Origin of the sequence: Xenorhabdus aichiensis, assembly GCF_028598775.1 — a bacterium.
GTDB classification, from domain to species: Bacteria; Pseudomonadota; Gammaproteobacteria; order Enterobacterales; family Enterobacteriaceae; genus Xenorhabdus; species Xenorhabdus bovienii.
In genome coordinates this window covers 13,963-35,538 of record NZ_JAQRFO010000023.1, presented here as the reverse complement: position 1 = coordinate 35,538, position 21,576 = coordinate 13,963, and the positions used below count along the sequence as shown (strand labels likewise).

Annotated in this window: 18 protein-coding genes; 7 read left to right on the top strand and 11 right to left on the bottom strand. The window is 45.5% G+C overall.

The annotated features are described in order from the left end of the window. Window positions 1–503: 503 nt before the first annotated feature. Window positions 504–1,175, bottom strand: coding sequence for a DUF4276 family protein (locus PSI22_RS11730; protein ID WP_273579900.1), 672 nt, complete (start codon window positions 1,173–1,175; stop codon window positions 504–506). Then, a complete protein-coding gene (locus PSI22_RS11725; RefSeq protein ID WP_273579899.1) occupies window positions 1,172–2,284 on the bottom strand; it encodes an AAA family ATPase in 1,113 nt (370 codons plus the stop codon). The genes PSI22_RS11730 and PSI22_RS11725 overlap by 4 nt, the downstream gene beginning before the upstream one ends. A 204-nt stretch (window positions 2,285–2,488) precedes the next feature. Between PSI22_RS11725 and panM the strand changes: the two genes are divergently transcribed. Beyond that, a complete protein-coding gene (gene panM, locus PSI22_RS11720; protein ID WP_273579898.1) occupies window positions 2,489–2,890 on the top strand; it encodes an aspartate 1-decarboxylase autocleavage activator PanM in 402 nt (133 codons plus the stop codon). Here panM and PSI22_RS11715 read toward each other — a convergent pair. The 5 genes from PSI22_RS11715 to ftsY form a co-directional block, all read right to left on the bottom strand. Further along, window positions 2,878–4,017, bottom strand: a complete 1,140-nt coding sequence (locus PSI22_RS11715) for a glycerate kinase (protein WP_273579897.1) — start codon at window positions 4,015–4,017, stop codon at window positions 2,878–2,880. The two genes, panM and PSI22_RS11715, sit on opposite strands and share 13 nt — an antisense overlap. Before the next feature lie 106 nt (window positions 4,018–4,123). Beyond that, window positions 4,124–4,978 carry an RNA polymerase sigma factor RpoH gene (gene rpoH, locus PSI22_RS11710; RefSeq protein WP_038195889.1) on the bottom strand — a complete coding sequence of 285 codons (855 nt, stop codon included), beginning with the start codon at window positions 4,976–4,978 and terminating at the stop codon, window positions 4,124–4,126. 227 nt (window positions 4,979–5,205) lie between these two features. Next, window positions 5,206–6,186, bottom strand: coding sequence for a permease-like cell division protein FtsX (gene ftsX / locus PSI22_RS11705; protein WP_273579896.1), 981 nt, complete (start codon window positions 6,184–6,186; stop codon window positions 5,206–5,208). After that, a complete protein-coding gene (gene ftsE, locus PSI22_RS11700) occupies window positions 6,179–6,844 on the bottom strand; it encodes a cell division ATP-binding protein FtsE (protein WP_273579895.1) in 666 nt (221 codons plus the stop codon). The genes ftsX and ftsE overlap by 8 nt, the downstream gene beginning before the upstream one ends. 6 nt (window positions 6,845–6,850) lie before the next feature. Continuing rightward, window positions 6,851–8,452 (bottom strand): signal recognition particle-docking protein FtsY, encoded by a 1,602-nt coding sequence (ftsY, locus tag PSI22_RS11695; protein ID WP_273579894.1) that lies wholly within the window; start codon window positions 8,450–8,452, stop codon window positions 6,851–6,853. Window positions 8,453–8,782: 330 nt separating this feature from the next. Here ftsY and rsmD point away from each other — a divergent pair, with 330 nt between their 5' ends. The 3 genes from rsmD to PSI22_RS11680 all read left to right on the top strand — a co-directional run bounded on the left by rsmD (window position 8,783) and on the right by PSI22_RS11680 (window position 12,223). Further along, the gene (gene rsmD / locus PSI22_RS11690) at window positions 8,783–9,361 is read left to right on the top strand and encodes a 16S rRNA (guanine(966)-N(2))-methyltransferase (RefSeq protein ID WP_273579893.1); all 579 of its coding nucleotides are present in this window, start codon (window positions 8,783–8,785) and stop codon (window positions 9,359–9,361) included. Window positions 9,362–9,402: 41 nt separating this feature from the next. Then, a complete protein-coding gene (locus PSI22_RS11685) occupies window positions 9,403–9,672 on the top strand; it encodes a DUF1145 family protein (protein ID WP_273579892.1) in 270 nt (89 codons plus the stop codon). Window positions 9,673–9,919: 247 nt separating this feature from the next. After that, a complete protein-coding gene (locus PSI22_RS11680; protein ID WP_273579891.1) occupies window positions 9,920–12,223 on the top strand; it encodes a zinc/cadmium/mercury/lead-transporting ATPase in 2,304 nt (767 codons plus the stop codon). A gap of 212 nt (window positions 12,224–12,435) precedes the next feature. Here the strand turns inward: PSI22_RS11680 and tusA are convergent, their stop codons facing one another. Further along, window positions 12,436–12,690 carry a sulfurtransferase TusA gene (gene tusA / locus PSI22_RS11675; protein WP_038209016.1) on the bottom strand — a complete coding sequence of 85 codons (255 nt, stop codon included), beginning with the start codon at window positions 12,688–12,690 and terminating at the stop codon, window positions 12,436–12,438. A 176-nt stretch (window positions 12,691–12,866) separates the two neighbouring features. Here tusA and PSI22_RS11670 point away from each other — a divergent pair, with 176 nt between their 5' ends. Both PSI22_RS11670 and PSI22_RS11665 read left to right on the top strand, forming a co-directional pair. After that, window positions 12,867–13,535, top strand: a complete 669-nt coding sequence (locus tag PSI22_RS11670) for a 7-cyano-7-deazaguanine/7-aminomethyl-7-deazaguanine transporter (protein ID WP_273579890.1) — start codon at window positions 12,867–12,869, stop codon at window positions 13,533–13,535. A 223-nt stretch (window positions 13,536–13,758) separates the two neighbouring features. Then, a complete protein-coding gene (locus PSI22_RS11665) occupies window positions 13,759–14,859 on the top strand; it encodes a glycerol dehydrogenase (RefSeq protein WP_273579889.1) in 1,101 nt (366 codons plus the stop codon). 31 nt (window positions 14,860–14,890) lie between these two features. Here the strand turns inward: PSI22_RS11665 and PSI22_RS11660 are convergent, their stop codons facing one another. The 3 genes from PSI22_RS11660 to PSI22_RS11650 form a co-directional block, all read right to left on the bottom strand. After that, on the bottom strand, window positions 14,891–15,094 hold the full coding sequence (locus tag PSI22_RS11660) for a DUF4172 domain-containing protein (protein ID WP_273579888.1): 204 nt from the start codon (window positions 15,092–15,094) through the stop codon (window positions 14,891–14,893). 438 nt (window positions 15,095–15,532) lie between these two features. Then, window positions 15,533–15,688 (bottom strand): MbtH family NRPS accessory protein, encoded by a 156-nt coding sequence (locus tag PSI22_RS11655; protein WP_273579887.1) that lies wholly within the window; start codon window positions 15,686–15,688, stop codon window positions 15,533–15,535. Further along, window positions 15,636–18,872 carry an amino acid adenylation domain-containing protein gene (locus PSI22_RS11650; protein ID WP_273579886.1) on the bottom strand — a complete coding sequence of 1,079 codons (3,237 nt, stop codon included), beginning with the start codon at window positions 18,870–18,872 and terminating at the stop codon, window positions 15,636–15,638. Before PSI22_RS11650 ends, PSI22_RS11655 begins: the two co-directional genes overlap by 53 nt. Before the next feature lie 930 nt (window positions 18,873–19,802). Here PSI22_RS11650 and glpT point away from each other — a divergent pair. Beyond that, window positions 19,803–21,152, top strand: a complete 1,350-nt coding sequence (gene glpT / locus PSI22_RS11645; protein WP_273579885.1) for a glycerol-3-phosphate transporter — start codon at window positions 19,803–19,805, stop codon at window positions 21,150–21,152. Window positions 21,153–21,576: the final 424 nt, after the last annotated feature.

Here is a 21,576-nt window from a genome sequence, read left to right as displayed (position 1 = left end):
TATTAATTTCAGGTAAGTGAAAAATCTTCATCAATTCTTATCAATTAAAAATAACTGCTTAATATATACGTTGTCGGGGGTATGTCAAAACAAAAATAGCACACATATTGTTCCTTTATTCCCCCTTTATTCATCGCAAAAATATTAGAGGCTCTCAATATTATTATTTAAAATTAATAAATCAATTTGATGAATTGATGCGTTCGCCATTAAAAACTTTAAAGCGGTACTGCTCCCCACGGAAGGAGCCCGTGCCAAAGCAGATTTTGTTCAAAGAATGGTGTGATGTGCTACTGATATGCGATGGGCTCAATTTTTAACTTGGAAAATTCATGCTGTTAAAATTTTTTGCCAAAAATATTGGAAAAAGTAAGATAAATTACGATTAACGTTGGAATTTATTTCATTGAGGTCGGTGAATATATGAAGTTAACAATTAAACAAATAATGGTTTCTAACTAGCCTGCGGTCATCAACCTTAACAGCAGATGACCGCAAACTGTTCAACGACTTAAGTTTTCCAATTGGGTAACCCACTCATTAAAATGCCTACATTTTTCTCTCAATTTCTGCAATCCAATATGTTCAACAACAGAAACACCTGCGCTAACTTTATCGTAATCAGAAAGTGCGTTAAAAATTCTCTTTGATGGGGCTGTTTCTTTGCCATCATTAATAAGCTCTGGATTTTGATCTTCAGCCATACTAACCAAAGAAGCGATGGCAGTATCATGCTCAAGGTATTCCCAATCTAATTTCGCAGGGTCAGAAAAAATTAAAGCTTCAAACTCATGGAGCTGTATATATGGAATGAATCTTTCATCCTTTACATCGTTCAAGAATGCATCCTCAAGCATTTGAACTCTGGAATAGGCATCTTGCTGATTAGCTTGTCGATAATTTGGAAAATCGTCAGGCAATGCATATAAATCAAACATTGTTGTAAATCGACAGTTACTGTCCCGATCTTCTTTCATCCAAGTTTGAATATCCGCTTTTGCCTTTTGATAACTAAGTAATCCTCCACGATATTCTTTTGATACCCGCTTATCTCTACCCGTCAAGACACAGCGGGCATCAGCATACACGCCAAAGGCCGCTAAATGAGGTGCCAAAACGCGGGAAACGAAAGCCTTCTCTGTTTGACCTTCAGCCGTCACGTGTAATCTAATCACGGCTGCCCTCCAAGAACGTTCTTCTCCCATAGTTCAGATAAACTATAGCGCTGAAGCCATTCACTCAAACTTTCATGTTTTAACTTTTTAAAGGTGCTTGCTCCAGTCTGATTATCACGCTCAACAATTATCAGCTGTTCGGCATCAAACTCATCTACTAACCGTGTAGATTGGGTTGCAACAACAATCTGTGTGTTTTTTGAAGCACGTTTGATCATTCCTGCCAACTCGGTAATTGCTTCGGGGTGCAAACCCAATTCAGGTTCATCAAGTACAATCACTTTAGGCAATAATTCTGGTGGCTGAAGCAATAAAACCGTAAGAGCCATAAAACGAAGAGAGCCATCTGATATCTGTTCCGGCCCAAATAAATGATCAGGGCGGTAATTGTCAGACCAATTCAAACGAACAAATAACTCATTCCCTGGCAAGACATCCAACACAAAATCTTCAAATTGGGGCATTACCTTACGTATATGCCTAACTATACGATCGTAATAAGTTCGATACTGAGCACTATCCTTCATCATCTTAAGGAAAGCGGCAAGATTTCCAGCATCGCTTCTCAAATAGCTCGCATCATCAACATAAGCTCGGTCTTTGATGCGTGATGTATCGGATGTATCGTGAAATTGAAATGTTTTTATTCCGGCAAGGAAGGCAGTTATTTTTTTGCTTGTCGTATGTTTGTCACTGTGTAACCCTGATTCACTTCCATCTCTTGGTAAAACATATTTCGACTGTGTTGCATTATTCTGTTTTTGAGACGTTACACACTCATCGCTAAAAAAAAGCCGATCTGAAAGAGCATAAGACAACGTGGCCTCATAGGTATCCCATGCAGCTTCATCTTCTAATCGAATACTGAAGTTCATTGACTCAGTGACTTTTGAGCCATAATGCAAGAGTTGGCTGACCCCCTGCCGCCCAATATATTTCTGCAAAGCTCCCGATGTCATGGATACCAGCATACGAAAGAAAGATATTAAGTTGCTTTTACCTGAGCCATTGGCACCGAGCAGCAACGTAATATTGCCAAATACTATGGTTTGCCCTTTCACATTATCAATGGATTTAAAGCCTTTGAGGCTTATCTCAGTAAGCTTCATTCTGACCCCTTAATGTTATGGAGTTTATCTCGTATGACTTAAAAACTACTATAAAGATACCATCTACTCTACGCCATGTTAAATCTCCTGACATGATTATTAATTTATTCAATAAGTTGAAATTAGGAGCGATTTTTGTTTGCTCACAGCATGGTGCAATGTGCTATTAATTGACTGATTGCTTCATCATCGTGGAACAACTCTATGAAATTAACAATTAAACCAATAAGGATTTTATCCCCACAGGATAAGATTGATTTGAAAAAAATTTGGCCGGAACAAGATACGCAGGAGTGGGAAGCGCTGTTAGCAGGTGATCAAAAACTGTTTGTAGCACAGTTTAATGGCCGTCTACTTGCCGCGGTTAAAGTGACACTCAATCCATCAACAGGGATACTGGAAGATTTTTGTGTACGGGAAGTGACCCGTCGGCGCGGCGTGGGGGCTTATCTGCTGGAGCAGGTCAAGGCCGCGTTCCCGGAGATCAACCGTTGGGAATGGAGCCTGAATCATTTTCCTGATATCCACGCTCCAGCGTTGCGGGGTTTTATGGATGCCTGCGGTTTCCGCTATGATGCACAAAAGAATGACTATTATTGCGAATAAGCCATACGCCAAACCGAGGCTACGTTACGCGCCGTTACCCGTAAGTTATCAGCACCATTGGCAAGGGCATCGGAAAGGGGGCAAACACCCGGTACAATGGAAAACACTGCATCCAACCCGTGCTGATGCACGACATGATAATCACGGCTCATTCCCCCAACCAAAGCGATGGTGGGAATACCAAACTTTTTGGCGACACGGGCAACGCCAATCGGCGTTTTGCCCTGTATGGTCTGGCTATCCATACGACCTTCACCCGTAATCACCAAATCCGCACCCTGAATGGCTTCTTCCAGTTTCAGGGTATTAATGACAATCTCAATACCCGACTGCAAGTTGGCATCCAAACAACCTAACAGGGAAGCGCCCATACCTCCCGCAGCGCCTGCTCCCGCGACATCAATCACTTTTTTGCCCGTCAGTGATTCAATTTTCATCCCATAATGATGCAATGCCGAATCCAACGCTTTGACCATTTCCGGTGTCGCCCCTTTTTGTGGGCCAAATATCGCGGATGCCCCCCATTCGCCACATAATGGGTTATTCACGTCACAGGCTACAGTGATTTCAAGCTGATTAAGACGTGGATCAAGAGAGGAAAGATCGATGCTTTCCAATCGGGTGAGTGCCGCACCACCCAATGGCAGGATGCGGTTGTCCCCATCCCAAAGTTTCGCACCCAGTGCCTGCATCATTCCTGCACCGCCGTCGTTGGTAGCGCTACCGCCAATACCCAAAATCAACTTCTGCACACCGTGTTCCAGCGCAGCCAGAATGAGTTCTCCAGTACCGTAACTCGTCGTTATCAAAGGGTTGCGCTGTTCCGTCGGCACGAGATGTAAGCCAGAAGCGGCGGCCATTTCAATGACGGCAGTTTTCCCATCGCCCAGCAAACCAAAGAAAGCATCAACCGGCTGCCCTAAGGGATCGGTTACTGAACATGAAATTCTCTGCCCGCCCGTTGCGGCCACCAGAGATTCCACTGTACCTTCGCCGCCATCTGCCATTGGCAACTTGATATAAGTTGCCTGCGGAAAGATTTCCCGAAATCCCTGCTCTATCGCCTCCGCGACTTGCAAGGCACTCAGGCTTTCCTTAAATGAATCAGGAGCAATCACGATTTTCATAACAATGTCCTCTATGCTCTGGTGCTTCTAGCCAGCGTTTCGTCGGGCAGCAGGCACAAAAAAAGCGATAATTTAATTATCGCTTTTTAATCCGTCAGTGATGAGTTTACGCTTCAATTGCCAGTCGCAATTTCTTCATCGCGTTCTTTTCTAACTGTCGGACACGCTCGGCTGATACACCATACTTATCCGCCAGTTCCTGCAAGGTGGATTTGTTGTCATCATCCAGCCAACGGGCGCGGATAATGTCCTGACTACGCTCATCCAGCCCTTCCATCGCCAGAGAAAGTTTATCCGCCGCGTGGTTTTCCCAATTGTCTTCTTCAATGCCATCGGCAAAGTCAGAAGCCTTGTCCTGCAAATAAAGCACCGGAGCCACTGGCTGGCTGTCATGACTGTCATCATCAGACATATCAAACGCCATATCCTGTGCCGACATGCGGGATTCCATCTCACGGACGTCTTTGCTGGTCACCCCTAATTCTTTGGCAACCAAATCAACTTCGTCCTGATTGAACCACCCCAGACGTTGTTTAGCCTTGCGCAAATTAAAGAACAGTTTACGCTGGGCTTTTGTCGTTGCGACTTTCACAATGCGCCAATTACGCAGTACATATTCATGGATTTCTGCCTTGATCCAGTGAACAGCAAAAGAAACTAGACGAACGCCTACTTCTGGATTAAATCGGCGAACTGCTTTCATCAGGCCAATGTTGCCTTCCTGAATTAAATCCGCCTGTGGCAGACCATAGCCAGAATAACTGCGAGCGACATGAACAACGAAGCGCAAGTGAGACAGAATCAGCTTTTTCGCTGCATCCAGATCTCCCTGGTAATGCAGCCTTTCTGCCAGTTCCTTCTCTTCCTCTGCGGAGAGCATAGGATAAGCATTGGAGGCACGGACGTACCCTTCCAAACTACCTTGTGGAACTAATGCCAAAGTTTGCATTTCTTTTGTCATTCAAATTCTCTCAAATCAGATCCAAATTGATGGCCTTGTAAATTTTGCCTGAGCTAACCGATAAGGTTTATTCAAGCCAAAGATATGTCTATTTTACCATCATAGAGATCATATTCAAATCATCTAAATGGTATGAATATGGATACAAATTGCTAACTGTGTTTTCGACCGCAATTTCTTCGACCGTAATGCAGCCCAAAAGTTCACCTGAAAACCAACAAACGGACTCATTCCGGCCTGAAACGGCGTAAATGCTGAATAGTCGCAAGCCATGCCGCAAGCCAGCCTATCATGCCCGAAATCAGTACCAGCAACAGGGATTCATCCCATCCCAAACCGTACAATTTAAAAGTAGTGCCAAAGACACCTGCAACGTCCGTAACGACATTGGAGAGTTTCCAAACCAGTAACGATGAAAGGATCAGAGAAAAAATCGCGCCCAATCCCCCCAGCAATACGCCGCCATTGAGGAATGGACGCAGAATAAAGCCATCTGTTGCGCCAATCAGTTTCATGACATTGATAGTTTCGCGACGACTAAAGATACTGAGACGAACGCTGTTACCAATGACCAACAGCAGCGCAACCACCATCAAAATGCCTATTACGGCAGCAATCTGGCCAATAAGATTTGCTAAGGCAGTGAGACGGGTAAACCAGCTCTCATCCATTCTGACTTCTTCGATACCTTTGATCTGGGAAACCCGATCACGTAATGTTGTTAATATCGTCGAATCTTGAAAATCCATTTGAGGAGAAATAATCGCAACCGCTGGTAGCGGGTTTTCTTCCAATAGATTTAAAGCACCAGCAAAACCAGACCATGCACGAAATTCATTCTCGGCTTCTTCACGGGACAGGTAATTCACCGATTTCACACCATCCATGACTTTCAACTGCTCAATCACCTGTTTGGCGCCGCCGTCGTTCAAGGATTTATCCAGATAGACCGTAAGTTGCGGAACGGGATACCACTGTTCCACCGCTTGATTGACATTTTTCCAGACGATGTAAAACACGCTCGGCAAGGTCAATGAGATGGCGATCACCATGATAGTCAGCAACGTCGCCAGCGGCTGGCGCAGCATATCTGACAAGGTGCTTTTCCACGCGTAACGCTGCTGTACGCGCCAGCCCCCTTTCAATGATTTGGACTTGGGTTTAGGCGGTGTTGTTTTTTTCGCTGAATGACGGACATTTTTAACCATGATGTCCTCCTTGCATACGCCCCTGATTCAACGTCAGGATACGGTAATTTCTTCGTTCAATGAGAGCAATGTCATGCGTCGCCATCAGAACCGTCACACCAACGCGGTTAAACTCTTCAAACAGGCGCATGATCCCCTCAGACAGTTCCCCATCCAGATTTCCCGTGGGTTCATCCGCCAGCAGAACGGTAGGTTTGTTTACAACAGCGCGGGCAATACCAACACGCTGCTGCTCACCCCCAGAAAGCTGAATGGGAAAGTTTTTCGCTTTGTCCAGCAAGCCTACCTTATCCAACGCCGCAGATACCCGTCGGCGAATATCCTCGGCGCTTGCCCCTGAGATGATCAGCGGCATAGCGACGTTCTCGTAAACCGTGCGATCCAGCAGGAGATGATGATCCTGAAAAATCATGCCGATCTGACGACGCAGAAAAGGGGTTTCACGGGATTTCAATCGGCTGATGTCATGCCCCCCAAACCAAATATGGCCTGCACTTGGGCGTTCTATACCGCAGATAAGTTTCAAAAGCGTACTTTTACCCGCTCCTGAATGACCGGTTAAGAATGCCATTTCCCCTGGAAGCAGATGAAAATCCACCCCTTGCAGCGCTTGCCGCCCTCCCAGATAGGCTTTACTGACCTGTTCAAAGCGAATCATTGATAGTTAATCCTCTCGGGCAAAAAGAGCCTCTATAAAATCGTCAGCCTTAAATGGACGGAGATCTTCAATGCCTTCCCCAACACCGATGTAACGAATAGGGATATCAAATTGGTCGGCAATGGCGAAGATAACCCCTCCTTTGGCAGTACCATCCAGTTTGGTCAGTGAGATCCCGGTCAATCCAACCGCTTCATGAAAGAGTTTAGCCTGACTGACCGCATTTTGGCCTGTGCAGGCATCCAGAATCAGCATAATTTCATGCGGAGTCTCTTCGTCCAGCTTTCTCATCACCCGGACAATTTTTTTCAGTTCTTCCATCAGATGGGATTTATTCTGCAAGCGCCCTGCGGTATCAGCGATCAGAATATCAACGCCTTTCGCCTTGGCAGATTGGATCGCATCAAAAATGACTGAGGCCGGATCTGCGCCGGTATGCTGTGCAATTACTGGGATTTTGTTGCGCTCTCCCCAGACCTGCAATTGTTCCACCGCTGCCGCACGGAAGGTATCCCCCGCCGCTAACATGACGGATTTGCCCTGAGACTGGTACTGACGCGCCAGTTTACCGATGGTTGTCGTCTTACCAACGCCATTCACACCCACCATCAGGATGACATAAGGCGATTTACCTTCTATATCCAGTGGCTTATCAACTTTTGTCAGAATATCTGACATTTCTTCTTTCAGTTTCGTGTATAACGCTTCCGCATCTTTTAATTCTTTGCGGCTGGCATGAGCGGTTAAATTGTTAATGATCTTACGGGTAGTTTCGACACCAACATCCGCAACCAGTAACTGCTCTTCCAATTCTTCAAACAGATCATCATCAATTTTCTTGCCGCGGAATAACCCTAAAAATCCGGAACCCAGATTCTGGCGGGTTTTCACCAAACTACGTTTCAAGCGCGCAAAAAAGCCTTCTTTACCCGGGCGCTCCTGTTCTTTGGGTAATGCGGATGGTTCTTCTGCCAGACGCTGCTGTTCGGCTTCTTCCGCAGCACGACGGACGGTTTCTTCGGCCAAACGTTGCTGCTCGGCTTCTTCCGCGGCACGACGGGCGGCTTCTTCGGCTAAACGCTGCTGCTCGACTTCTTCCGCTGCGTGACGGATGGCTTCTTCGGCTAAACGTTGCTGTTCTGCTTCTTCCGCTGCGCGACGGGCGGCTTCTTCGGCTAAACGTTGCTGCTCGGCTTCTTCCGTTGCGCGACGGGCGGCTTCTTCGGCTAAACGCTGCTGCTCGGTTTCTTCCGCTGCGCGACGGGCGACTTCTTCGGCCAAACGCTGCTGTTCTGCTTCTTCCGCTGCGCGACGGACGGTTTCTTCGGCTAAACGTTGCTGTTCTGCTTCTTCCGCTGCGCGACGGGCGGCTTCTTCGGCCAAACGCTGCTGTTCTGCTTCTTCCGCTGCGCGACGGACGGCTTCTTCGGCTAAACGCTGCTGCTCGGCTTCTTCCGCTGCGCGATGGGCGGCTTCTTCGGCTAAACGCTGCTGCTCGGCTTCTTCCGCCGTTGATTTTTCTTGTTCAAGTCGTTCTTCTTGCTGTTTCTTTTCCTGACGACCACGTCCAAACCAAGAGAAGAAACCTCTTTTTTTCTCTTCTGCCATTGGGCACTACACTCCTCGCGGTTAATTATGGCGTTTAACAGCCTATCCCATTAAGCTATTTTCTTTACCCGTTTGCGGGTGCAATTAATTCTTATTGGGATAAGCTAAAAACCTATCCCCGCAGACGCTTTGTTTTTCAACCACTACGCCTGCTGCGATAGGTTCTAACGGTGATAAAATCCAGTCTAACATTTTCATCACATCACAACACATATCTATGTGTGGATTTCGTGGTAAATTAATCAATGTATTTCTTCATTCTCATTTTTTGTATCCGTCGTCTATTATGCAAATAGCATCGGATGACAAATGCTTAAACTATGTAAAATTATGACTAAAAAATCACAGAGCGCGTCTTTGGGACAAATCCGCATTATTGGCGGAAAATGGCGCGGGAGAAAATTACCCGTTCCTGATAGTGAGGGGCTACGTCCGACGACTGATCGTGTCCGTGAGACACTCTTTAACTGGCTGATGCCCATCATTCAGGAAGCTCGCTGCCTGGATTGCTTCTCCGGCAGCGGAGCTCTTGGGTTTGAAGCCTTATCGCGCAATGCAAGTCACGCGACCTTGCTTGAATATGATCGTAATGTAGCAAAACAATTGTCAGCCAATTTAGCCTTACTTAAGGCCGAAAATGCTAATGTGGTACAGGGAAACGCCCTGCAATATCTCAACCAGACAGGCACACCTTTTGATGTGGTTTTCCTCGATCCCCCATTTCGCAAGGGGATGCTTGCTGAGACAATCAACTTACTGGAAGCCAACGGTTGGCTGGCTGAAGAGAGTTGGATTTATGTTGAAGCGGAATCAGAATCTGCTGCAACAGAAGCTCCCGCAAACTGGCAGTTACATCGGGAAAAAATTGCCGGGCAAGTTGCTTACCGACTGTATATCCGCCGCCAGTAGTCTGGCAACAGACCTGCTTAAATACGATTTTGGAGTTAATGATGTTTATTCAATTAGGAAAAGTTATCATGGTTCTCGTTTGGGGAATTATGATTTTCAATTTGATCCAGCCCTTTCCTAAGCCATTAAGATATTTCATGGATATCGCCATGGTTTTCACAGTGATAATGCATGCCTTTCAACTTTTGCTATTAAAAAACTCCCAGCCCAAAGATCAAAAGTTTTCTGTTTTTCTTCAGACCAAAATCTTCTTCTTTGGTGTGTTTGAGTTATTGGCTTGGCAGAAAAAACAGCGTCAAGATAAGAAATAACGTCCCATTCCCTTTCTATTTGGTGTCAGTGATGCCGACGGTATTCTGTCGGTATCATTTATTTTGATTATTCACTCACTGGTTATCTAATCAAATAACAAGAGAAGAGGGGATAAATGTTTTCATCTCATTTCAAAGAGCACAAATCATCAAAAAAATTCATTGTTTTGAATTTGACTCTGGAGTTTACTCCAGAGTGTAGAGTTAACTGTAACCCATTTGGATTAACTCTATTGAGAGGCCGCCTATGTTCTCCATATTTAAAAAACATAAGCAATTACAGCACGGCTCTTTGTCTTACAAAAATAAAGAGCATCAAGATAAAAACCACGAGCATTCCCACGGCTCTCATGGCAAAGAAGATAAAGATTCACACGACTCCCATCAACATGATCAAGGGCACTGCTCACACGACCATGCCCATACCATACGGGATACAACCCCCCTTGAATTAACCGCCAACCAACGTTTTAACTGGATCATCCACGGCATGGATTGCCCAAGCTGTGCAGGCAAAATCGAAAATGCGGTTAAAAAATTGCCTGAAGCTAAACAGGTCAAGGTGCTGTTTACGACGGAAAAACTGGTGGTCGATGCTGATTCTGATATTCGCGCAGCCGTCGAACAAGCGGTAAAGCAGGCGGGTTTTGAAATCAAGCAAACGGATTCGACGACTAAATTACCTCCAGCGGCAAATCACTGGAAAACCTTTTCCCCAATTCTCATTCTTATAGCATTAATGGTCATCAGTTGGGGCATTGCAAAAACAAATCCACCCGCTGGACAGATTGCTTTCATTATTACCACGTTGATAGGGTTATATCCGGTCGCTACCAAAGCCATCAAACTGATCCGTTCAGGGACTCCCTTTGCTATTGAAACTCTGATGAGTGTCGCCGCTATCGGTGCTCTATTCATTGATGCTACCGCAGAGGCGGCAATGGTTATTCTGCTGTTCAAATTGGGAGAAGTACTGGAATCTTATGCCGCAGGGCGGGCCCGCCGTGGTGTCAGCGCCTTGATGGCTCTGGTTCCTGAACAGGCGCTACTGGTGACAGGAGGAGAAAAGAAAACCGTTCCGGCGGCTGACCTGCGTCCGGGGGATATTATTGAGATTGCGCCGGGTGCCCGTTTACCTACCGATGCCGAGCTACTCAGTCCGTTCGCCAGTTTTGATGAAAGTGCTCTGACGGGTGAATCTATTCCAGTTGAACGCCAGCAGGGAGAAAAAGTTGCTGCGGGTTGCCTCTCTGTCGATAGCGCAGTGCAAATGAGAGTGATCTCTGAACCGGGACACAATGCCATCGACCGCATTCTTCAACTGATAGAAGAAGCGGAAGAGCGCCGTGCTCCCATTGAGCGCTTCATCGATCGATTCAGCCGTATTTATACACCGCTGATTATCTTGTTCTCTGTACTGGTCGTGGTAATCCCTCCCCTCGTCCTTGCCGAGCCTTGGGAAACTTGGCTCTATCGTGGACTGACTTTGCTATTAATCGGCTGCCCCTGTGCGCTGGTTATCTCAACGCCCGCCGCGATCACTTCTGCACTGGCGGCAGCGACCCGTCGTGGTGCCTTAATCAAAGGCGGAGCGGCATTGGAACAGCTCGGTTCAGTCACCACCATTGCGTTGGATAAAACCGGTACACTGACCGAAGGAAAACCCCGGGTCACGGAAATCGAACCCGTGGAAAACATCAGCGTAGAAACACTGCTGGCGCTGGCAGGGGCGGTCGAAAGCGGCTCACACCACCCATTGGCAAAAGCTATCCTCAACGCGGCAGAAAATAAAGGCGTGACGGTTGTCGAAGCTGAACACCGTAAAGCGTTGGCTGGGATCGGGGTTGAAGGGCTATTGTCGGGGCAGAAGATTCTGGTCGCGGCTCCGGGGCGGCTGCCAGAAAATACGTTATCCACCGCATGGAAACAAAGGGTCACGGAGCTGGAAAGCAGCGGTAAAACGGCGGTTGCCGTGGTACAGGGTGAGCAATTTGTGGGTTTGATTGCCATGCAGGACACCTTGCGTCAGGATGCCATAGACGCGATCCGCGCCCTGAAAAAACAAGGCGTCAATGCCGTGATGCTGACTGGCGATAACCCTCGTGCTGCGGCCGCTATTGCAGATCAATTGGGGATCGATTATCGCGCGGGTCTGTTGCCGGAAGATAAGGTAAAAGCCGTCACTGAGCTAAATGAAAAACACCATACCATGATGGTCGGTGATGGCATCAACGATGCCCCTGCCATGAAAGCGGCCAGTATCGGCGTCGCTATGGGGAGTGGTACTGATGTTGCGCTGGAAACAGCAGACGCCGCCTTAACACACAATCGGCTGACAGGTTTGCCTGAAATGATCACCCTGTCCCGTACAACGCACTATAACATCCGCCAGAATATCACCATTGCGTTAGGCTTGAAGGCGATATTCCTTATTACCAGTCTATTAGGCATCACGGGGCTGTGGATGGCCGTGCTGGCTGATTCAGGCGCCACGGCGCTGGTTACAGCGAACGCCATCCGGCTGCTGCGGGTTAAGTCGCAGAAACGATGATTGATTAATCCGCGGATTGATTAAGGACCCAGACCTCTTAATCAAGAGATAAACAAGATAAATTGAAAAGGTGCAAAAATGCACCTTTTCAAGATTACAGTGACTCAAGATTGCTATTAAGGAAAAAGGAAATATGGCACCCAGTGAGGTGATTGATGCTATCCAAGTGCCATATTAGAAGCCTAGCACAGCCCATTTTTTCTGCCAGTCACTTAAGCTACATTTTCGCTTTTTTTGATCAAATATCGATAAGGAGTTTGCCCTGTCTCCTGTGCAATCAAGGCGTGCTCCATAAAACGGCAAAAACCCGGAATATCTCGGGTCGTCGCCGGATCATCAGCAATGATCAATAACGTCTGGCCAGCATCCATATGGCGAACGATCTTACGTACCATCATCACGGGCTCAGGACAGCGTAACCCCTGCGTATCAAGCGTTTTGTCAGGGTTAGCAAAAACATTGGACATAACAATCTCTGTAGGTTCAAACACACTATGGCGATGGATTATATTACAAAATATCATCAACTGCCGCACTTTGCTTTTGTTGCGCAACGCGCGTATGATGCGTTTCACCTGATAATTCAGGCAAAGAAAGTTTGTTTTTTTGGGTTCCCTTACCCCATTCATCAAAAAGGTACAATATGTTCCATTTGACCACGCAGCAGAAAGCCACGGCGTTGATCTGGCTTTCACTTTTCCACATTTTGATCATTACTTCCAGTAACTATCTGGTGCAATTGCCTGTCTCCATTTTTGGTTTTCATACCACTTGGGGAGCATTCACATTTCCTTTTATCTTTTTGGCAACCGATCTGACCGTACGCATTTATGGTGCACCATTGGCACGAAAGATCATCCTCACTGTTATGCTGCCAGCACTGCTGATTTCCTATTTCATTTCCGCGCTATTTTTTCAAGGAACGTGGCAGGGATTCGGGGCATTAGGAACCTTTAATCTGTTTGTTGCCCGTATTGCAGCCGCGAGCTTTATGGGTTATGTCCTCGGCCAGATATTGGATGTGGGCGTTTTCAATCGCCTGCGTCAGAAACGCCGCTGGTGGATAGCACCGACTGCCGCCATGTTTTTCGGTAATTTGCTCGATACACTGGCATTTTTCTTTATCGCATTTTATCGCAGCAGTGATGCATTCATGGCGACGCACTGGGTAGAGATTGCTCTGGTGGATTACGCTTTCAAGCTGTTCATCTGTATGCTTTTCTTCCTGCCCGCTTATGGCATCCTGTTGAATTTAATCCTGAAATTTTCCTTCTCTCATTCAACAGATAAAACACTGGTCAACAATCATTGAAGCAACATTACGCCCCGAATCAATCAGGGCGTAAATAAATCTTTCGATTTTATCTCACAGATCGCGCATTTCCTGCTTTGGCTCATAACTTCCCTGTATATTTTATCGTATAGTGTTGGCGGACAGGCAAACAAATACTTTTATTCGAAACTGCTAATGATCTGCCACACGCCAGTGTTATGACAGTTCATGTTGAGTTTCCAGTGAAGAAGGAATATTTCTTATGCTGAAAGTGATCCAGTCTCCATCCAAATATATCCAAGGGCCAGGTGCGTTATCTCACATCGGCCAATACACCAAAATGCTTGCTGATCACGTTTTCGTGATTGCCGATAATTTCGTGATGAGCCTCATTGGAGATACCGTTAGCAAAAGTCTGGAAGAACACGCAGTAACCAGCCATTTTGAGATCTTCAACGGTGAATGCAGCCGTGGCGAAATCAAACGCCTGTCAGACATTTTAGTGAAGAATCAATGTCAGGCCGTGATTGGGATCGGAGGCGGCAAGACTCTTGATACCGCCAAAGCTATAGCGCATGAATGTAAATTACCGGTAATCATTTCCCCCACTATCGCTTCCACAGATGCCCCAACCAGCGCCCTTTCCGTTCTGTATACCGAACTGGGTGAATTTGATGGCTACCTGCTGTATCCACAAAATCCCAATATCGTACTGATGGATACCCATATTATTGCCAAAGCACCGGTTCGTCTGCTTGTGTCAGGAATGGGGGATGCACTTGCCACCTATTTTGAAGCCCGGGCAAGTAGTGCGGCTCATAAACCAACGATGGCTGGTGGTGCGACATCCAATGCCGGGCTGGCTCTGGCCAAACTGTGTTACGACACCTTACTGGCAGAAGGTTATAAGGCAAAACTCGCGGTAGAAGCAGGTGTCAGTACTCCGGCAGTGGAAAATATCATTGAGGCGAATACTTATCTCAGTGGTATCGGTTTTGAAAGTGCGGGGCTTGCCGCTGCCCACGCCATTCACAATGGCTTCACCGTGCTGGAGGAATGTCATCATCTCTATCACGGAGAAAAAGTGGCGTTCGGCACACTGGCACAATTGATGCTGGAAAACAGCCCGAATGAAGAGTTGGAAACCGTGCTCGATTTCTGTGTTCAAGTCGGTCTTCCTGTCACACTGGAGCAACTCGGCTTGCGAGACAGTGAGAAATTGCACCAGAAAATCATGGAAGTTGCCAAAGCCAGTTGTGCCGAAGGTGAAACTATTCACAATATGCCGTTTAAAGTCACCCCAGAACAGGTCTATGCAGCAATAATGGCCGCAGACCGCATGGGCATGGATTGGTTGTATTAATTTATCTAGTACGCCATAAAAACCCCGTCCTTCAGTTAGCTAAGACACTAAATAATAGTGTCTTAGCTAACTGAAGGACGGGGAGGATGTCAACAAGTGTCGTCTGCTCTGTGTTTTCAGTCTCAGATCTACCTAGCAATAGCCCCTGATTAAAATGAATCTGTCGCAGAACTGGCGCCAGTACACTTTCGTCCCATTGAAAATCAGGCCAATCTTCGTGCTGCCAAATCCACATTAGACATTCACCTCATGATGCAAATAATCAACGCATTCTACTCACAAGGTGAGGCGATTAACAACGCTATTCGCCTCACAAAATGAGGCAAATAACACGCCTAATTGCCTCATACCCTCAACGCCCGGAATACGCTTAGTCAATTCAATAGAATAGGCCGCTCAGCCCATTTTTTCCATGTGGCACGGGGTATGGAACGCCATTTTCCGCGGAATCTGTTTCAATCGCAAAATATATTCAAAATCTACAGTTGCTGTTTGATAAGGAACAAAAACGAACTCAAAACGCGCATAGAATGGAATAAGAAAACCAGTATTGTGATAAACAGCACTCTATCTGACAAGATAGGAATAGAAGAATAAATAAAAGGCATGCTCCTTCTGGAACATGCCTACTATTTATAATGAATATTTATTAATATGACTTAATATCCGTCATCTAGTTTGTTGGCTTCGGCCAAATACCAGCAATATGATTGAGGCATTCTTCTTTAGAACCTATCATCCCGATTGCCACCCACCCGACTGGAAGCACATAGGCCTCAGGCCAGACCGAATACTTTTTTCTGCTGTTCACGACCACTATCCAATTCATGGCTTCGTTTCCTGTTAGCTGTTCCAAGATAGGCCTCCGGTTTGAAGTTTTCTGGCAGTGCTGCGGGTAAGAAACCTGTATCTATCAAATATTGCAATACTTGATGGACATATCCTGCCGTAATGACGGGGCATTTAATGTCAGTGTTGGCCAATAATGCCAGCGTTTGCTTCAACTCCAGTTCTGGGTGAATTTCATGAACATAAACCGGATCTAACGCTCGATAAGGTTTCTCTGTCATGTCCCTAATCAATGGGATCAATGGATACAACGGGTGTGTATCATCCAGTGCAAGGATCTTCTCTTTACCCTCATTGAAGGGGACTGGGTTGAGGATATAACCAAATTCCTGTACCCAATCGAAAAATTGCCGGATAGAGACTTGAACCGGATTAAACAAGTTAAAGAATTTACCATCGGATTTCGGTTGCTTGGAGATATGAACCAACGATGCAGCGACATAATCAACCGGTACAATATCAAGCAGCAATCCATGCTCAGGGTAAAAGCCCATTGCCAGATAACCTTTCAGGGAAGCAACGAGATAATCATTGCCTTGTGCAGCTCCTGTGCGGGTATGCCCAAGGATCAGACCCGGACGATAAATACTGACGGGTACGCCTCGCTGGCGGGCAATATTGATGATCCCTTCAGATACCCACTTACTGCCTGAGTAACCTGAAGGATCTCGTACCGACTCGCTCATAACGCGATCATCTTCCATAAATGGACGGGGTGATTCTGTGGCAAACAGGGCATTCACGGAAGAAACATAATGGAAATGTTTCAGCCGTGCTGTGCAGGCAAATTCCAGCGCGGTTCGGGTTCCATCGACATTAATGCTCTTCAATGCGCTATAAGGATAGATAAAGTTAACCAACGCCCCGTTGTGATAAATCACATCAACGTTTTCAGCGAGCTGTGCCCATGTTTCCGGTAACAAGCCAAAGCGTGGCTGCCCCAGATCTCCGATAATGAAATCTACGCGCTCAAGCCCGTTAGCAACATCAATCTGGTACTTGTCAAACCCGGCCTTAATTCTGTCTCGTGCGTGTTCTTCATCAGAGTCACGGCACAAACAGACAATTCTGGCCGCAGTCTGTTTCAACAATTGCTCCAGCAAATGCAAACCAAGATATCCTGTGGCTCCGGTGAGCAATACTGTATCCGGCTGATACCAGTTAGCATGAGGCAGGCCATCAGGGCGCACGCTTTCTTTCAGGTAGACATCCTTTCTGAGCGTTTCTGCATGTTGCTGAATTAATGCCTCACTATGATAGACTCCCCCAGCGCTAGCCGGATTTGCCTGATATGCTTCCATCATTTCATCCAGAATAGAGGAGATTCTGGCAACCGTAGGTTCAACATAGATACCTGAAATCGGTATCCGGAGTGAAAAGGCTTTCTCAATCCGTTCCACCATGCGGGCAACCAAAATAGAATGCCCCCCAACCTGGAAGAAATTATCGGTGACACCCAATACGTCTGTCGCCAGCAGGTCACGCCAAATTGCATAAACCTGTTTTTCAGTTTCTGTTTGAGGCAGTACAACGTCATAGCTGGCATTCAACCGCTCTGCGACTTCGTCTAACCGTTTTCTATCGCGTTTGCCACTGCTTGTCAGTGGGATATAAGGGATACGATAATATTCGGCAGGTATCCAGGCTTCGTGCAGAATTTCCCTGAGTGAAACCTGAGTTTCATGTACCCACTCTTCGGGTACAACCCTATTGGGATCGAACAGTACAAACGCCTGAATCTTGGCAAGATCGCCACTGCCGACAACACGGATAATCGTATCCTGTACGCCATTTTGTTTTCTTAATGCGGTTTCAATCTCGCCCAACTCGATTCGATATCCACGCACCTTCACCTGATCATCCTGCCTTCCCATATAAATGAGAGAGCCATCTTCAAGCATACGTGCCATATCTCCGGTCAAATATGCTCTTTTACCTTTTTGTGTCATATCGGGGACGTATCGTTTGGCCGTTTCGGTTGGGTTATTGCGATATCCAGCCGTCACCCCAAGCCCACCGATAAGGATTTCACCGACCGTTCCTTTCGGCACCGGCCGCAAATATTTGTCTACAATGGTGATGGTTGTGCCGGGGATCGGCCCACCCAATTGAACCTTATCTCCTTTTCTCATACGAAATGCTGTTGACCAGATAGTGGTTTCGGTTGGGCCATAGAGATTCCATAAAGTGCCACCGGATGCCGTTAGTTGATCAGCCAGATCCTGTGACAACGCCTCTCCCCCACAAATCATGCTCATCTCTGAACGCGGTTTCCAGCCAGCATTCAAGGCCATTAACCAAGTGACCGGCGTCGCTTGTGCAAAAGTGAATTGAGGATCAGACAGCGTTTGTGACAACGCCTGCGCATCACGCTGAGTATCGATTGATGTAATGTAGATACTGCCGCCATGAACGACAGTCAGTAGTAATTCCACCAATGAGATATCAAAAGAAAAGGTCGTCAGGGCAAGCATACAATCATGCTGATTGACTGACAGTAACTTGCCTAATGCACACAGGCAGGCAGCCAGATTGTCATGCTGCACCTGTACCGCTTTTGGCAATCCAGTAGAGCCAGAAGTGAACATCACATAAGCCGGGTGATCACCCAATACAGGCATATCGATGTTTTCTGTTATTTCATCATTAATTATTTCACTGGTGTTATTCAGGAGGGTGTGCAAAGGGATTAATGTTGATGCCTTCAGCCCCGCAGATACCGTATCATCCGATACGAGAACACTTTCCGACAGGCTGGCGAGAATATCATTCAGACGTTTTTCTGGCATCATCGTATTGAGGGGAATATATACCGCCCCAATTCGCCAAACCGCCAGCATAGTAACAAACCACGGAATTCCCCGTTCGGCAGCAATGGCAACGTTGCTCCCCATTTTAACACCGTACTGATACAAAATATTTGCTGCATTTTCAACACGCTGCTGTAATTCACCAAATGCCAAGATTTCATAGGGATCAGAAACCGCAATGTCATTCGGTATCGTTTTCGCCAGTTTTGCCAAGCGAGATGGCACGTTATCAAACCAGGGTTCAAGTGTTGCTATCCTATGACTGATATTATTACTATTAATATTGTCATCGGGTGAAGATGTTTGCTCAGTGAATGCTGTGTGTAATATTGCCTTGTGTGTGTGTGTATTCATAATGATGTTCTCTTTCTGTCTTCCATTTTATTTCATCACTTTTTATGATGAATGGAGACATCAATGCTGTTAGTCGTTAACATTCAGTTTTCGCCTACACTCAGCTATTGCAAATACCTTATGTCGACATTCAACTGAATAGGAAAAATAAATTGCATAAAATTTCATGCTAATTTAATAATTTTATTAACTAATATTATTTTGTAATCTTTAATTAATTAACCTAAAAATAAAGAGGTTATTTATTGGCTAACAGAGTGTATTACGCCTTATACAATCTAGTATAGCTTTGATATTATTATATTATTTAACAAAATAGAGATTCAAAGCCTCATGATAACTGACATCATGAATATGAATAACTATTTAGAGTAATATCTACTATTTTGAATTATAAATTCAAACACTTTATTTGTAATTGCGTTATAAAAAACGCCAAACATGTAAATAAAAATAAACGACACAGCTAAACAGAGGCATTATTGAAATAGTGATCATTCGTTAAAATCCCGACGATAAATGTCACACTTTATTTATGAATTTATGTCTGTATGATTTTATTAAAATATAATTTCATATTTTTACAACTTTATATTTACTGAGTATTAACCCCTGCCAATAATATGGATTAATTTTAAAAAAAGAACATAAACGAACTTTAAACGCTCACAAATAACAAGCAAAGCGCTTTATTGTGACATGCGTCACTATAATATCAGTAAATTATATTTCAAAACTCTAACAAATCACTCAAAATTGCGGTCTTTGCGAAATCATATCTACAGGTCAGCGATACATCACAGATATAGCATATTGTTTTGGCTATTATTTCCTTCTATATAGAAAATAGTTAATGAGAATTCTTCGTTTAACATCATCATCGCTCAGAGATGGTCATTCGCTAACACCAAAAGTCATGTGGAGACAAACATGTTAAGTATTTTTAGACCGGCACCCCACAAAGCCCGGCTGCCCGCGCAAGAAATAGATCCACTCTATCGTCGCTTTCGCTGGCAAATTTTCATGGGGATCTTCTTTGGGTATGCGGCTTACTATTTAGTAAGGAAAAATTTTGGACTGGCAATGCCTCACTTAGCGGAACAAGGTTTTTCCAAAGGTGATCTTGGCTTCGCTTTGTCAGGGATTTCGATTGCATACGGTATCTCAAAATTTATCATGGGTTCCGTTTCTGATCGTTCCAATCCACGTGTTTTCTTACCTGCCGGCTTGATACTCGCAGCAGCAGTGATGCTGTTTATGGGTTTCGTGCCGTGGGCAACTTCCAGCATTGCCATCATGTTTGTCCTGCTATTTCTGTGCGGCTGGTTCCAGGGCATGGGCTGGCCTCCCTGCGGCCGTACTATGGTTCATTGGTGGTCACAGAAAGAGCGTGGTGGGATCGTTTCTATCTGGAACTGTGCGCATAACGTTGGTGGCGGCTTGCCTCCGTTACTGTTCATGCTGGGTATGGCGTGGTTTCAGGACTGGAAAGCCGCATTTTATATGCCTGCATTTGCCGCCATCCTTGTCGCAATTATCGTATTTTCCTTGATGCGCGATACTCCACAATCCTGTGGTTTACCGCCGATCGAAGAGTACAAAAACGATTATCCGCCTGACTATACGGACAAAAATGAAAAGGAATTGACTGCAAAAGAGATTTTTTTGCAGTACATTCTGCCTAACAAATTGCTGTGGATGATCGCGATTGCCAACGTATTCGTTTATCTGCTGCGCTACGGTATCCTCGACTGGTCACCAACATACCTGAAAGAAGTGAAGCACTTTGCTATGGATAAATCGTCCTGGGCTTACTTCCTCTACGAATATGCAGGTATTCCCGGTACGCTGCTGTGTGGATGGATGTCTGACAAAGTGTTCAGGGGCAACCGTGGTGCCACTGGCGTATTCTTTATGACACTGGTGACTATCGCCACCATCGTATTCTGGTTGAACCCGGCGGGTAACCCAAATATCGATATGCTCTGCATGCTGGTTATCGGCTTCCTGATTTACGGCCCAGTGATGCTAATTGGCCTGCACGCTCTTGAACTGGCACCGAAAAAAGCAGCGGGAACAGCGGCAGGCTTTACCGGTTTGTTTGGCTACCTCGGTGGTTCGGTTGCCGCCAGTATCATTGTCGGTTATACCGTTGACTTCTTCGGTTGGGACGGCGGATTCATGGTCATGATCGGCGGCAGTGCCCTGTCCGTCGTTCTGCTGTTGTTTGTCATGTTAAGCGAGAGTAAACATAAGCAGGAAATCGCTCGTAATAGCTAGCCAGTAAATTACCGTCACACAAACGGTAATTACACGTAAAATTGACCGCAGTATCATTGTTAATACTGCGGTTACTTGAAAGATTAATTGCCAAATCCAACTGACTTAACTAATTCATTGTTTCTTATTACAGGTTTACTTATTCACGTCGTATTTGGTTAAATATATTACTGATTTTTACTTTATATATTTTCTCTTCATGGCCATAATCATTTTATTTCCAAGTAGTTATTTAGATTAAACATTTATAAAACCAAACCAAATCTATGACATTATTAGTTTACCTATTTATATATCGTATTGAATCAAAAATACAACATCAACAGCACGTTTAAAGAATGAACATTACTGTCATAAAACTGTGACATACCACTGATAAAATCAGTATTCAGCATTGTGTTATGTCGTTATTTTATATAAAAAG